This window comes from Microcoleus sp. LEGE 07076 (assembly GCF_015207455.1).
Lineage (GTDB): Bacteria > Cyanobacteriota > Cyanobacteriia > Cyanobacteriales > Microcoleaceae > Microcoleus.
In genome coordinates, this window is the sequence record NZ_JADEWV010000149.1 from 1 (window position 1) to 14,706 (window position 14,706).

At 44.9% G+C, this 14,706-nt stretch carries 9 protein-coding genes and 1 pseudogene; 5 read left to right on the forward strand and 5 right to left on the reverse strand.

Features of this window, described 5'->3' with window-relative positions; genetic code table 11:
* The coding region (locus tag IQ270_RS21345; protein ID WP_193975218.1) for an RNA methyltransferase at window positions 1-654 on the reverse strand (654 nt) is incomplete at its 3' end.
* A 330-nt stretch (window positions 655-984) separates the two neighbouring features.
* A complete protein-coding gene (locus IQ270_RS21350; RefSeq protein ID WP_193975219.1) occupies window positions 985-6,360 on the reverse strand; it encodes an AAA family ATPase in 5,376 nt (1,791 codons plus the stop codon).
* Window positions 6,361-6,873: 513 nt separating this feature from the next.
* Here IQ270_RS21350 and IQ270_RS21355 point away from each other — a divergent pair.
* Both IQ270_RS21355 and IQ270_RS21360 read left to right on the forward strand, forming a co-directional pair.
* Entirely contained in the window at window positions 6,874-7,029 is a 156-nt protein-coding gene (locus IQ270_RS21355; protein WP_193975220.1) for a DUF2256 domain-containing protein, read from the forward strand.
* Window positions 7,030-7,093: 64 nt separating this feature from the next.
* Window positions 7,094-8,029, forward strand: a complete 936-nt coding sequence (locus IQ270_RS21360; RefSeq protein WP_193975221.1) for an isoaspartyl peptidase/L-asparaginase — start codon at window positions 7,094-7,096, stop codon at window positions 8,027-8,029.
* 35 nt (window positions 8,030-8,064) lie between these two features.
* On the opposite strand, the gene IQ270_RS21365 is transcribed toward IQ270_RS21360, so the two are convergent.
* Window positions 8,065-8,382 (reverse strand): hypothetical protein, encoded by a 318-nt coding sequence (locus IQ270_RS21365; protein ID WP_193975222.1) that lies wholly within the window; start codon window positions 8,380-8,382, stop codon window positions 8,065-8,067.
* A gap of 542 nt (window positions 8,383-8,924) precedes the next feature.
* Here IQ270_RS21365 and IQ270_RS21370 point away from each other — a divergent pair.
* Complete coding sequence (locus IQ270_RS21370) at window positions 8,925-9,671, forward strand: hypothetical protein (RefSeq protein ID WP_193975223.1); 747 nt, start codon at window positions 8,925-8,927, stop codon at window positions 9,669-9,671.
* Between the two features lie 465 nt (window positions 9,672-10,136).
* Here the strand turns inward: IQ270_RS21370 and glmU are convergent, their stop codons facing one another.
* Window positions 10,137-11,522 carry a bifunctional UDP-N-acetylglucosamine diphosphorylase/glucosamine-1-phosphate N-acetyltransferase GlmU gene (glmU, locus tag IQ270_RS21375; RefSeq protein ID WP_193975226.1) on the reverse strand — a complete coding sequence of 462 codons (1,386 nt, stop codon included), beginning with the start codon at window positions 11,520-11,522 and terminating at the stop codon, window positions 10,137-10,139.
* Between the two features lie 520 nt (window positions 11,523-12,042).
* Here glmU and IQ270_RS21380 point away from each other — a divergent pair.
* Window positions 12,043-13,080, forward strand: a complete 1,038-nt coding sequence (locus IQ270_RS21380) for a hypothetical protein (RefSeq protein WP_193975224.1) — start codon at window positions 12,043-12,045, stop codon at window positions 13,078-13,080.
* 76 nt (window positions 13,081-13,156) lie between these two features.
* Window positions 13,157-13,981 (forward strand): sulfurtransferase, encoded by an 825-nt coding sequence (locus IQ270_RS21385; RefSeq protein ID WP_193975225.1) that lies wholly within the window; start codon window positions 13,157-13,159, stop codon window positions 13,979-13,981.
* A gap of 264 nt (window positions 13,982-14,245) precedes the next feature.
* Here IQ270_RS21385 and IQ270_RS21390 read toward each other — a convergent pair.
* Window positions 14,246-14,706 (reverse strand): annotated as a pseudogene (locus IQ270_RS21390) (MBOAT family protein); the annotation flags it as partial.

A 14,706-nucleotide genomic window follows, 5' to 3' on the forward strand; every position in this document is an offset into this window, starting at 1 on the left:
GGGATAGGGGGAAAATATACCCTCGGACTTTTTCCTTCTTTGGGTAGCATCCGTGATATCTGTGACATCAGTTACATCCGCTACAAAATCCGCTGCCGAACTTTCTTCTTCCTTCTTCCTTCTTCCTTCTTCCTTCTTCCCTCTTCCTTCTTCCCTCTTCCTTCTTCCTTCTTCCCGATATAATTCGTAGCAGCAAATAGCGGCTGCTTGAGCCAGATTTAGGGAAGTATAAGCGTCACTGCTGGGAATGCGGATCAGGCGCTGGGCGCGGTTTAATTCGGCGTTAGTCAAGCCGCAGTCTTCTCGACCAAAAATTAGGGCGCTGGGGGCTTCTAGAAGCCAAGGCAAGGCGTAGGCTGGATCTTCTAGCGGTGTTGGGTGCGATCGACCATCGTCTCCTGTAGTTGCGATCGCCCTGACACATCCTACCAAAGCTTCTGGCAAAGTTCCTACTACTTTGGCACTTTCCAAAACATCGGCGGCGCGAACAGCCATCAGTCTGGCTTCTTGCCCTAAATAATCGCACTGGGGATTTACTAAAATTAATTGGTGCAAACCCATATTTTTCATGACGCGGGCCACAGAACCTACATTCAACGGGCCTGCGGGTTCGACTAAGATGATTCGGATGTTGGCGGCGGCCGTTTCGAGCATTTAATTTACGAAAAAAGAACAAGCAAGAAGCAGGAAGCAAGAGGCAATAATAGCAAGGGTTTTAGCATCGAGAACAGGACTTGCTCATTGACAAAAAATATTATCTATGTATTCTCGATCGTACCATCACTGCTAAGATTTGCCAAAATATGCTCGCGGACAACTAAAGTGAACAGATTCCTCCCGCTATATTGCAAGGATTTTTTGTGAGTGAAGTCAATGATTGTTGCATTCCCGGAAAAGGCTCACCCAAGGCAGTTAATCGTGAAGTTCGCCAACAGTATCGATTGCTACTCAAACCCCGATTTCAAGATTTGAGCTAACGCATCCTTAATCCCGATCGGGTTGAGTGCAGCGCTGTTGATAAAATTGAGCCACTTTATCTGTAGGATTGCGGCGCAGGCACTCAGCAAATAATCGTTCAGCATCTCTAAGGTTTTGCCAATGGTAGAGTATCAAAGCTTCTTCAAATAGCGTTCTCGTGGCTAACTTGCCCTCATAAGTTTCAGGCGGATCGGCATCGAAAACTTCAAACATCGATACCGCTTTTGATTTTCCCTTAACTTTTACGCGATCGACAAGACGGATAGCATACTGGTTAGAATCTGGCAAAGACACGAAAGTGTGGTGACTAATTAACAGCGAAATCCCATATTGTTTAGTCAAGCTTTCTATCCGCGAGGCTAAATTCACTGCATCGCTAATCACCGTGCTATCCATCCGGTTTTTTCCTCCCACGGTACCGAGTATTAAAGAACCTGTATTGATGCCAATACCAATCTTAATCGGCACGTATCCAGCAGCGGTGCGATGTTGATTATAGTCGGTCAGACGATGCAGCATATCAATTCCGGCTTTCACTGCATTATCTGCCTCACCACTAAATAGAGCCATAATTGCATCGCCAATATATTTATCAATAAACCCTTGATTTTCAGTAATAGCTGTCTCCATGTGAGACAAATAGGAATTAATAAATTGGAAATTGTCTTGAGGGCTCATACTTTCCGATAAAGTTGTGAAGTCCCGAATATCGGAAAAGAGTACCGACATTTCCTGTTGAACTTGATCCCCTAATTTAACATCAAGAATGCTCTCTCTATTCAAAATTTGGAGGAACTGCGAGGGGACAAACCGCTCAAAAGCCTGGTTGAGTTCAGTGAGATTATTGTAGAGGCGGGCATTGTCAATGGAAATTGCTGCCTGAGAAGAAAGCAGATTTAAGAGTTCTAAGCGCTCTGGAGTAAAAGCCTCTATGGTTAGATTATTTTCTAAATAGATAATTCCTGCCAGTTTACCTTGATGTTGGAGAGGAAAGCACAAAATTGATTTAGGCTGATGTGCTTTGATATAGGGGGAATGAGCAAATTTAGGGTCATTAGCAGCATCGTTCAAGACGACGCTTTCCCGCGTGCGAGCTACATAGTTAACAATTATATGAGAAATTAAAAGTTGATCCCCAAGTTCCCCGACAGACTTGATAGGGATTGACTGGAACACAGTCACGCCATCTTTATCTACAGATCCTTCAGCTTCAATTAGCAATTTCCCCTTAGTTTCCAGAATCAAAAAGCCCTTTTGCGCGCCGGCATTCTCAATAATAATCCGCATCAATTTCGCCAGTAATTTATCTAGCACAATTTCCTCGGATAGAGTTTGTGAAGCTTTCATGACTGTCATCAAATCCAGCTCAGAAGAAGTGCTACTGCCAGTTGAGGTAGGCGGCGTAGATACCTTTGTGCTAAGTGTTCCCCTATTTGAGGGCTTTCTTTGTAATAACTGAGGATAGCGCGTATCTAAATCGTTAACTTTAGCTGTTGCCCCCCAGCGGAGGTAGCAATAACGGGCATCTTGCATATAGACTTGCGCGATTTTATCTTGACCTAAAGCGAGATAAAACTTAGCGGCGAGTTCGTGTGCCAGTGCTTCTTCATTGATGTATTCATGTTCTTTAGCAAGAGCAATAGCTTTTTTGTAATAGTCCATTGCCACAACCTCTGACCCTTGAACTCGGTGCCGTTCTGCTTCTACAAGATAAAATTTATGTAAATGATTCATTGGGGCATGATGCGCCCATTTTTTAAACTTTTTCTGGTTAGATTGCACCTTTCGAGATAGGCGTTTTTGCTGGGATTTTGAGGAAGAAGAATACACGGCAACTCTTGCCAGCGAATCGTAAAAGTAAAATAACGTAGTAGTCAGCATCCCTGCTGCACTATCTATATATTTTTCCGCTAGTGCCGCATTGTCTAGCGCTTCGGAATACTCTCCAAATAGATAACAGAGTGTCAGTTTTTCAAGATATGTATGAAAAAGTAGGGTTTGATCGTTCGCCTCAATATCAAGGGGTAGTCTTTTCGACTCGTCATAAACATCACCAATTAAACGGCAGGGATTTTTCGATTGCCCCATCAAATTCAGAACCCTCTGCCGATTTAGATTAATGTAATGAAAGTTTCGCTCTTGCTTTAATTTTTGGATAGTATCACTGTATTTGGCTGCCTCCCGCTCAACAACAGCTAACTCCTGCCCGATGCAATAGGAATTGTAGGAGTTCCACAATAGGGAATATGTTCCATATTCTAAATCTCCTGTTTCTAGTCCGCTCGAATATGCGAGCAGTAAAGGCTGTAATGTCTGCCTTCCATGCTCCTTCCAATGCCTGATAAAGTAATTAACAAGAGAGACGGTTTTCGATTTTACTTTCTTAGCATTGAGCCGCTCTAATAGACTTAAAGCTAGGTTGCCAAATTTATAGCCGGATTCAATGTCTCCTAATACTCCGCAAAGAATCAACCCATAACCTGCATACATTATTGATGAGAAGGAAGCATTGCCGTATTTGACCGATATATTGATACCTTTAAAAATAACCAGCGGTAATAGGTTAGGAGCAGCTATATAGGAAGCAGAACTTACAATCGATAGAATACGAATTGCTGCCAACTTATCAGGAGCAGTCATTTCTGGTAAGTTGATTAAGTCCTCAATTCGTTTCCCCCGCAAGGCAAACTTTGTCCCCATCAAACCGAGTAAGATATCTAATTGACTGGGCTTTTTAGGCAAACTTACTCCCAACAGCTTCAGAACTGTTAGTCCAGTATCGACTGCTTCTAAGGGCTTGTTCTGCGTTAGATAAGCAGAGATTTTAACTTCATAAACTTTCACCTTATCCAGTAGTGCTTTGCCCTGTTGCAGCACGACTGGAACTAATCTCTCCATTTCATCGAATTGACCGCACAAATAGGCAGCTTCAGCAGCTTCTACATACAGAGCAAGTGTAGTATCGTACTGCGTCTGCCAACTTGACCCCCCTTCACTTCCGCCCTTGCTAAGGGAGGACTGAGGAGAGTTCAACAAATCTAAGCCGTTTGTTAAGTAGGTAAGAGCGGGTTGATAAGCGACTGATGCTTTGGCTTTCTTGCCAGCAATGAGATTTAACTTTGCTAATTCATCTCGTTTCTGCTGGTTTTCGAGCAGGTTGCTGCCAAAATTCAGTTGATTGACAATGTCAAAGATTTTTTCCTCTTGCTGCTGGATGGGGGTATTATTCAGGAGCAACTGACCGATTTGCAGATGGTAGGCTTGCTTGCGGTGTGAGGGAATCAGTGAGTAAGCTGCTTGCTGCACCCGGTCATGCAGGAATTTATAATCTTGAATTAACAGTTCTTCATCTAACTCGGATGTGGGCAAGATTAACCCGGACTGAACTGCTGCTGTTAGGTCTTTATAAACTTCCGATGTGGATTTTTCACTGATGATAGAAAGGGTCTTTAAATCAAAATCAGCACCTACACAAGCTGCTAAACGTAAAACTTGCTGTGTAACTGGAGGCAGTTTCTTCAACTTGCCGACCATCAACTCTACCACATTGTCAGTAATGCCCTTAGCTTCAATGTTTGAAATATCCCACTGCCAGCCGTGACGTTCAAGATCAAAAGTTATCAGATTTTCGGTATGGAGGGTTTTGAGAAACTCATAGACAAAGAAAGGATTGCCTCCAGTTTTATGCACTACCAACTCGGCTAAGGGTTTTACTGAAGAGGCATTACTGTGCAAAGTATCGGCAATTAATTGGCTAATATGCTGGCTATCTAAGGGAGCTAAGGTAATAAAGTTGATAGTTGCCTCAACATTTTGTAGCCCCTCAAGAGTCATCATCAACGGATGTGTGGGGGTGACTTCGTTATCTCGATAGGCTCCAATGAGAAATAGGTATTGGGTATCCGTATCCGTCATCATCAGGTCGATTAACTTGAGCGTTGCGGAGTCTGCCCACTGCAAATCGTCTAGAAAAATGACTAAAGGATGCTCTTTTGCACAAAAAGCCCGAATAAAGTTTTGGAAAACCAGATTAAAGCGATTCTGGGACTCAGCGGGGCTTAATTCCGGCACGGGTGGTTGCTTGCCTATAATCAGTTCCACTTCCTGAATCACTTCAATAATCACTTGTCCATTGGAACCCAAACCAGCAAGGAGTTTTTCTCGCCAAAGGTTGAGTTGGGCTTCGCTTTCGGTTAACAGTTGGCGCATCAATCCCTGAAAGGCACTGACAAAAGCTGAGTAGGGAATATTGCGCTGAAACTGGTCAAATTTTCCCCAGATGAAATAGCCGCGCTTTTGAGTGATGGGTTTATGAACTTCGGCAACCAACACTGATTTACCAATTCCGGAATAACCCGCCACTAGCATCATTTCAGTTGTGTCTTCACTCACTCGGTCAAATGCTGTGAGCAAAGTTTCAACTTCTGAGTCTCGTCCGTAAAGCTTTTGGGGAATTTGAAACTTGTCAGAAATATCCTTAGAACCGAGAGGGAAATCTGCTATAGTCCCATTAGCTTGTAACTGAAAGAGACATTCTTCTAAATCAGCTTTGACGCCCCAAGCACTTTGATATCGTTCCTCTGCCATTTTCGCCATCAGCTTCATGACAATATCGGAAAGGGCTTGAGGACAAGGTTCTCCCCCTTTCTCTCTCTCGCCCTCTTCTCCTCCTAAAAGATGAGGGGGTATTGGCTGTTTGGCGATGTGACAATGCACCAATTCCAACGCATCGGTACTTTCAAAAGGTAACTGTCCGGTAAGTAGTTCGTAGAAAGTAACGCCGAGAGAGTAAAAGTCAGTGCGGTAATCTAAAGAACGATTCATTCGTCCCGTTTGCTCCGGTGAAATATAGGCTAAAGTGCCTTCTAAAACATTGGGATTTTTCAGCGTAGGATTTTCGCGGGTTAATTGAGTAGAGATACCAAAGTCGATGATTTTGATAATTTCTGTTTCTGGGTTAAGAACGATGTTGGCAGGATTAATATCTTTATGAATAATATTGGCACTGTGAATCGCTCCCAATACCTCTGCTGTTTTGATGGCTAACTTGAGGAATTTTGCTAGTGATAAGACAGGCCCTGCATCTCCAGAGCCATTGAATAATTGTTTTAAGGATGATGCGCCAAAATCCTCTAAGATAATTACCAAACTTCTTTGATACGGTTCTAAGGCATAAGGTTTAACCACACCCTCTATATCCAGACTGCTGGTGATTTCATATTCCTGCTTATATCGGGTTAGCTCAGAGGGCGTGGGATAGTCTTGTTTCAGAACTTTGAGAATGACTCTTTTGTGGTCTTGTTCTCGAATGCCTCGATAGACAACTGAATTGGTACTTTCATAGATTTGGGCTAAAACTTTAATTCCAGGGAGTTTAATCATGTTTGGCTCTCCATCTTTGGCAGTTATGAACCTTACTGGCGATGGTCAACGACTACTGATGGTACTTGATCGCCTTGGCATAGTTGCCCAGGGAAGCGTAAACATTTCGCAGATTACCCAATGCTGACCCCTCACCTTCGCGGTCTTTAATCTCTCGGTAGATAATCAATGTCTGTTGACAAGACTCAAGGCTTCTTGAAATTGACTTGTCTGACCCCACTGAATTCATCGCTCCAACAACTTAGCATCGCAGCCAACGGGCTAGTATTTTTTCTACTATTCCTCTGAGCAATAGTCCGGACAGCTTTTATATGACCCAATGGCTTATTGTCGCTTGACTTCGCAGCCCCTGTGGATAATTTAAATCAATGTCAGCTCCACCCCTGATGCGGCATTTTATTCGACTTTTTTACGATCCTTGCCCCGCGTAAGCTTGTAGTATCGTTCCAAAAACTGTCCGGAGTATTGTGACGTATAATTTATATCCCGCAACAGCTTACTGTCTAAATTAGCATGGCAAAACAGCGATCGAAATCTGAGTTACCGACTAAAATCTGTCCGGTGTGCGATCGACCTTTTACCTGGCGCAAAAAATGGGCCGACTGCTGGGATGAGGTGAAATACTGTTCCGATCGCTGTCGCCGCCGTCGCAATACCACCGAAAATTAAGAATCTCTTGCCATTTGCAAAACTGAGGCTAAGATTGCAAAGGAAAAATTTCACGGTTAGAAGTATGGCATCGCAACAGGTGCAACCAAAGCTAGTTATTCACGGCGGTGCCGGCAGTTCTCTACACAGCAAGGGCGGAATTGAAGCGGTCCGCAAATCGCTTTATAATGTTTTGGAGGAAGTTTATCCTCTGCTCAAAGACGGTGAGAGTGCCGTAGATGCGGTGATACACGGCTGTCGGTTGTTGGAAGATGACCCACGATTTAATTCGGGCACGGGTTCTGTGGTGCAGTCGGACGGGCAAATTCGGATGAGTGCTTCGCTGATGGACGGTTTGGCGCAGCGTTTCAGCGGGGCGATTAATGTTTCTCGGGTTCAAAATCCGATCGAACTTGCTAAGTTTTTGCAGACTTCGGACGATCGGGTGTTATCTGATTTTGGTGCGACAGAATTGCTGCGAGAACTTCACTTGCCGATTTACGATCCGATGACGGATTTGCGCTTGCGGGAGTGGATGCAGGAACGCCAAGGCAATTTTAGCAAAGCAATGGCTGATGTGGTAGCCGAACCGGCCGGGACGGGGACGATCGGAGTCGTAGCTTTGGATGCCCAGGGGCGTTTGGCTGCGGGTACTTCGACTGGCGGCAAGGGTTTTGAGCGGATCGGGCGGGTTAGCGATTCGGCGATGCCGGCGGGAAATTACGCAACTGTCAATGCGGCTGTTAGCTGTACGGGGATCGGCGAACACATTATGGATGAGTGTTTGGCGGCGCGGATTGTGATTCGGGTAACGGATGGTTTGAGTTTAAAAGCTGCTTTTGAGCGTTCTTTTGCTGAAGCTGACTCGCGCCAACGGGATTTTGGGGCGATCGGAATTGATGCTAGCGGTGCAATCGCGATCGGCAAAACTAGCGAGGTAATTCTGGGTGCTTTTCACAACGGTACGGAAATGGGCGATACTTTGGAAACAAACAAGGGAACGCTGATTTTTATTGCTTAGAAAAGCCGTTGGATTTTTGGTAACAAAACCCAATCTTAATTGCTAATTCTCAGCGGGCACCGCCTCCAGTCTTCCTGGAAGACTAGATCCAGAGGCTGTGCCTCGCCGGGGAACATGGAAAAGGTCGTCTCTTCTTCCCGACGATCTGCGTTACCAAGCATAGCGAAAGGAACGAGTATAAAAGCTGTGGGATTTTTGGCAATTAAACCCGATATTAATTGGTAATTCGCGTAAAAGGGTGCTTTTGGTCGATCGAGGGTAGAGGGTGTCATTTGTGGCAGTATCGAGCGAGTTTCAGTCAAATTCCCCGCCAAAAGCCTCACATTCGCCGCGCGCGATCGAACTGTTTTCACGGCTAATCTACAGCCTATTCCATGTAGGTGCAGTACGCTCCTAACCGGGTTTCTTGAGGCCCGGTTTACAGGAAAACTGTAAAGAAACCCGGTTAAGACTATGTACTTCATCAACCTGGAATACGGTGTATTTGCCTTGCAAGTACGCGCGATGCAGCAATCCCGCAGGAAATCGCCCAAATCAATAAGTAATGATAATTAGATAAGCGTAAATAAACTTTACAATGTAACAGGATGTAAAGCTATCATTTTTGCGATTACCTTCATAAAAGAGCGCCAAAGCTAACGTTTTACTCGCAATGCAATACTTAATATATTTTTAAGATTCACTTACTTTCAGTCACTGTAAGCTATCTTAAACGCAGCCTCCGATAAACTCGCCACATTTATTGTTTGCGAGACATTTTAGTGATAGTCTGTGAGCAAAATAACAAGGGTTAAGGTAGAGGACAACTTCTAATAATACATAACTTAACTATTCGCCAGAACGCGGTCAGGAAGGCGATGTGTAGCATGAGTTTTGAAAAAAAAGGGTGAAATAAATGAAAATAATCAAGGAAACAGTAACCGAACTAATCATTCAGACTCAAAACATATTTGATTTTTGGATTCACAGTTGTTTGTTAATGACATTTGGACTGATGTCGCTGGCTTTTGACTATCATGCAGCAAGCATAAGCTGCCAGCGGTTGCAGGAAAAACCGGGAAGCTGCCAGATTGTGCGATCGAATTTACTGGGATCGTACATCCAAGAAATTCAGCTTGAGGCTTTGCAGGGAGCTAAAGTTCAAAGATGCGGCTATAGAAGCAGAGTTTTACTTTTGACTTCGGTTGGCAGTGTTCCTTTCACTGGTAACTCGACTAACTGGGGAAATCAAGACGCTGTTGCTTCTGATATCAATTTTTTTGTTAAAAATGCCAAAAATCGATTGCTGCGCTTAAGTCAAGACGATACCTGGTGGGAATGGATGGGAGGCATATTTTTGCTCGCAGCATTGGGAGCGATGGTGCTCAGAAGAAATGAAACATACAGCTTTGATGGAACTTTAAACACCTTGACTGTTAAACAGCGGGGTTTGTTGGCACGTAAAGCCATTCAATACTCTCTGTGTGAAATTTATGGGGTGGAAGTTGAGCGAACCAAAGATCGGGATTGTGATGTTTGGTACGAAGTCAGATTGTTGGTTTCTGGAGGAGCTCGCATATCTCTGCTGCACACTATGAGTCCCTACGAGCAATTAAAAATTGCCAAAGCGATTAACAATTACCTGCACGCGCGATCGCAATGATTGTAGGTTGGGTGGAGTTTTAGCCTTAACCCAACGGTATTGACCTAGAGAGCGGTTCTAATTAACATGAGGTACGCACTTCTTCGAGCGGTAATTGGGAATTGGGAATTGGGAATTGGGAATTGGGAATTGGGAATTGGGAATAAGCTGTCGCCCATTTAAATTTCATGTTCAGGGCCCGCTCTCCTGCCCAACCCCTACTCCCCACTCATTGTTTTATTGTTTTTTGACATACAGTTTAAATACCGCAACAGCTTAGCAGGATTGGTAATAGGTAATAGCAAGATTAGTAATTTGAGTTTGGCTTAGCTACCAGCGTGAAGATTTGAACTTTTGGGCTTCGCTTCACTCCTGAACAATTACCAATTCCCCATTCCCAATTACCCATTACCCATTCCCAATTACCCATTAGCCATTACGGGAGTGTACCTCACCTAACTGAGAACCGCTAGATAATATACAATGTTATTTTTCGGGTTCTTTCAGCTTCCAACCGGGTTTGACAACTTGTCGCGATCGGGCAATTACTAAACAGTCATCCGGCACTTCTTGGGTCACGACAGAACCCGCCGCTACTGTAACATCTTCTCCCAAAGTTATCGGTGCAACCAGTACGCTGTTGGCACCGATTTTAGTTCGATCGCCTATTTGAGTTTTGTGCTTGTTTTTTCCGTCGTAATTAGCGGTAATTGTGCCTGCACCGATGTTGACTTTTTCTCCCAAAGTCGCGTCGCCTAAATAAGACAAGTGAGCGACATTAGTTCGATCGCCAATTTGAGCATTTTTCAATTCTACAAAATTTCCGACGCGACACTTCGCCCCTACTTGCGCGTGCGCCCGCAAGTGTGAGTAAGGGCCGATTCGCGAATTTTCGGCGACAATAGAGTCAGAAACTACTGAATAAAGCACAGTCACATTTTCGCCAATTTGACTGTTTTCAATCAAACTACCGGGGCCAATGCGGCTTCTGGAGGCGATCGAAGTTTTTCCCCGCAAGTGAGTTTGCGGTTCAATTACCACATCCGGCTGTAACTCTACAGTATCGTCGATCGTAATGCTGTTGGGATCGATCAGCGTTACTCCCGCCGCCATCCACTTATCCTTTACCCGCGCTTGCAAAATATCGAAAGCGGAGGCTAAATGTTTGCGATCGTTAACTCCCAAGATTTCTTGATAATCTTCGACATCGACCGCCATTACCGGAGACAGGCTGCTTACGGTATCAGTTAAGTAATATTCTTTTTGGTCGTTGTCTGCTTTCAAATCCGGCAAAATTTTCTCTAAATCCGGCCAGTGAAAGCAGTAAACACCTGCATTAATTCGGTGGTTTTGCTTTTGAGCTTTGGTGCAGTCGCGGTCTTCGACAATTTGCTGCACAAAGTTTTGACTGTCGGTAAATACTCGCCCGTATCCTTGAGGATTCGGCAAATTTGCTGTCAATATAGTAGTTGAGTTTTGGTGCTGGGTGTGAATTGCCATCAATTGTTTGATAGTTTCTGCCCTCAGCAAAGGTACATCGCCATTTAATACCAGCAAATCTCCTTGAAATCCTTTTAAGTGAGGCAGCAATTGCTGGATGGCGTGACCGGTTCCCAATTGTTCAGTTTGTTCGACAAATTCTAGGGGAGGAGATTCGGGGTTGTCTGGTATTTCTTGACTTTGAAGCAGCGATTTTTTAACTAGTTCGCCTCGATAACCGACGATGACAAGCCGCCGGGAAATTTGAATTTCTTGACAACTTTCGAGGACTCGTTCAACTAACGATCGACCGCCCAATTCGTGGAGAACTTTGGGCAAGTCAGATTTCATGCGCGTGCCGCGTCCAGCCGCTAAAATTGCTATTGCTACCATTGTGCGATCGAGTTTTTTGCTACAAAAACTTGCATATTGACTCAATGATGATATCACTCGCCGTCCGTCAGTGCTACTACGATCTCACAATTTTTTAATCTTAAATCTCAAATCTCGAATCCGGGCGTGCCCTGTCTTTTTCCAGCCGGATGTCGGTTTCAGGCGAGAGGCTTGCGGTTTGACTCGATCGCGCTGGGGTAGATAGAGTTCCGGGCGAGATATCAAATTTCCGAGGACTGAAGTCCGAAGGATCGAACCTGAGTTATGCTTGTAGTAAGGACTTCAGTTTTTCCCCAAGGAATATCAAGGGGATCGAGAGTGATAATTTAGATATGTCAGCTTGGATTTACCGAGATAGATTATACTATTCGTTGAATTTCAGTTATGGTGTTTTAAACTCAAAAAAACTATTAGTTGCTCCTTCTTCCTTCTTCGGACTTCCATCCGTTAGACCCGTTACACAATCCGCTGCCGAACTTTCTTCCTCTTTCCTTTCTGCATTATCAGATGTCCAGTTATTATGACAGAACTTAATTTTCAGGAACTTGCCAAGCAGGGAAATCCACAGGCGATCGCATCTTGGCTAAATAGCGAGTTGCAATCAGAAGGGATCGCAGCCTCCGCGCATCTCGACGGCGACTGTTTGAATGTAATTCTGGAGGCAGAAGAAGTACCGATAGAACATATATTAGTTGATTTTGTCCGCAGCCAACTGACTGATTTGCACCCGGATTCGATTAGCAAAGTGAAGGTTGAGGGGCGAGGAAGCGGTGAGATTGTGCCTGCTTGGATTCAGGAGTTTAGTCTGGACAACAGCACTTTGGAACAGGATAGCGTTGCAGGAGAATCTGTCCCAGATACTGCGGTTGCTAATGTCGATTACGATCGCGCCGAAGATACCCAGAGCAATATTGAGGAGGAGAAATCGCCGGAATTGGCTGCATTTGAGCAGCGGTTGCGATCGACTTTTATTGTAGTTGGGCTGGTGACGGGTATGTTGGCGATCGCCGTTGCGGCGTTTGTCGGTAAGATTTTGAACCAGCCACCAGCAACTGCGGGGAACAATCCAGATGAAACAGCGAATTTAGCAACTATACCGGATAATTTTCGAGATGCTGTTAACAGTGCCCTCAAAGCAGCAGAATTAGGGCGAGTCGCAAAAACCAAGGACGATTGGATGACAGTTGCCGATCGCTGGCAAGAAGCGGTATCGTTGATGAGAAGAGTACCAGTTTCTAGCTCCAACCATCAATTAGCTCAGAGTAAAGCGATCGAGTATCAAAAATATCTGCTTTACGCTCAAGAAGCCGCAGTAAATGTACCTCCGCCAGAGCCAACTCCTGCCCCAGCCGAAAAACCGCGTTCAGACAAAGCAACTCCTAAGAAAGCTAATTCAGAAAAAGCAGAACCTAAGAAAGAAAGTCCCATAAAATCTAATTCAGAAAAACCGCGTTCGGAAAAAGCAACACCGAAAAAAGCTAATTCGGAAAAAACCGAACCGGAGCAAGCAACTCCTAAGAAACCTAATTCAGAAAAACCAGAATCCGAGAATCGGTAACGGAGACCGAATTCCACCCTAATTAGAAAAGTTTTTGGTTCAAAAATGTTGATGTTAAACACAAATTTTAACAGTTATGAATGACCGCAATTTAATTGTTTCTTCTGAATGGTTGGCCGCCAATACCGAAAATCCGCAACTTGTAATTGTTGACTGTAGGTTTTCCCTCGCCGAGCCAGAATTGGGACAAAAACAATATCAAGAAAGTCACATTCCCGGAGCTTATTATTTAGATTTAAATCGGGATCTCGCGAGTGCAGTTGGCACACACGGTGGCAGACATCCGCTACCAAATTTGGCAGAATTAGCGGAAAAATTGAGTGCGATTGGAATTAATTCAGGAGAAACTTTGGTCGTCGCCTATGACGATTCGCGACTGGCTTTTGCGGCTCGTTTTTGGTGGTTGCTGCGATATATGGGACACAGCAAAGTTGCTTTGTTAGACGGCGGTTTCAGCGGCTGGAAAGCGGCGGGATATCCGGTAACAAATAGTTTGCCGGAATCTCGGGAGGGTAAATTTGTACCGGAATTGCAGCGGGATATGGCGGTAGAATTTGAGGCGGTGAAAGAGCGAAAGGATTTACCGGACACGGTTTTGGTTGATTCGCGAGAGAGCGATAGATACGCGGGGAAGCGGGAGCCGATCGACCCGATTGCAGGTCACATTCCGGGTGCTGTCAACTACCCTTGGCAAGAGGTGACGGATGAAACTGGAAAAGTGCGATCGACCTCCGAACAAAAACAGCGGTGGACGGAATTAGGAAAAGCAGAAGAAATTATTGTTTACTGCGGTTCTGGAGTGACAGCTTGCGTTAATTTACTGTCTTTAGAAATCGCTGGAATTCCCGATGCAAAACTTTATGTCGGTAGCTGGAGTGACTGGTGTTCCTATCAGTTGTAGGGTAAGCTGTTCTGCATTTCACTCGTTACCAGGCTCTGCCTGGTAATGCAGATCCGGAGGCTCTGCCTCCATGAGAGCCAAGCGAGGCAGAGCCTCTGGACATCGGTTCCCAGGCAGAGCCTAGGAACCAGTTCTCTTGTGGGGTGGGCATCCTGCCCGCCCTGAACATACAATTTTCACTCGTTCCCAGGCAGAGCCTGGGAACCAGTTATGCGGACTAAAGTTCACTCGTTCCCAGGCAGAGCCTGGGAACCAGATAATCCCCTAAAAATCGAAGTAAATATAAGGCAAACCGCCTTCGGGAGCTAACAGCCAAACCGCATACAAACAAAGTGGCACTAACACCAATTTCACCGGCCAATTTAACTCTAATTTCAAACCCCGACTCAACGCATAATTCCCCAGCATCGCCGCAGCCACAGCCGCCAAAATCCAACTCAACTGCACTCTTTCCAAACCTAAAGCTTCCACATAAACTTTATTAGCAAACTGCACGTCAGCAGCGTGTCCCCACAAATGGGAAATTGCCCATCCCGAATCCTTCAAATCGGGAAGGCGGAAAAATATCCAACTACCAAAAACCATCGCCTGAGTCAATAGCCAACCGATCGCCATCCCGATCGGATTTTCCCACAAAAACTCGATCCGCAACCGTTTAAATACCACATCAGTCAGCCGGTGCACCGCCAAAGCCAAACCGTGCAATCCCCCCCACACTATAAATC

Excerpts from the sequence above, each read along its gene's own strand:
- IQ270_RS21350 (WP_193975219.1), bottom strand. The coding sequence starts at position 6,360 with ATGATTAAACTCCCTGGAATTAAAGTTTTAGCCCAAATCTATGAAAGT.
- IQ270_RS21355 (WP_193975220.1), top strand. The coding sequence starts at position 6,874 with ATGGCAAAACAGCGATCGAAATCTGAGTTACCGACTAAAATCTGTCCG.
- IQ270_RS21360 (WP_193975221.1), top strand. The coding sequence starts at position 7,094 with ATGGCATCGCAACAGGTGCAACCAAAGCTAGTTATTCACGGCGGTGCC.
- IQ270_RS21370 (WP_193975223.1), top strand. The coding sequence starts at position 8,925 with ATGAAAATAATCAAGGAAACAGTAACCGAACTAATCATTCAGACTCAA.
- glmU (WP_193975226.1), bottom strand. The coding sequence starts at position 11,522 with ATGGTAGCAATAGCAATTTTAGCGGCTGGACGCGGCACGCGCATGAAA.
- IQ270_RS21380 (WP_193975224.1), top strand. The coding sequence starts at position 12,043 with ATGACAGAACTTAATTTTCAGGAACTTGCCAAGCAGGGAAATCCACAG.
- IQ270_RS21385 (WP_193975225.1), top strand. The coding sequence starts at position 13,157 with ATGAATGACCGCAATTTAATTGTTTCTTCTGAATGGTTGGCCGCCAAT.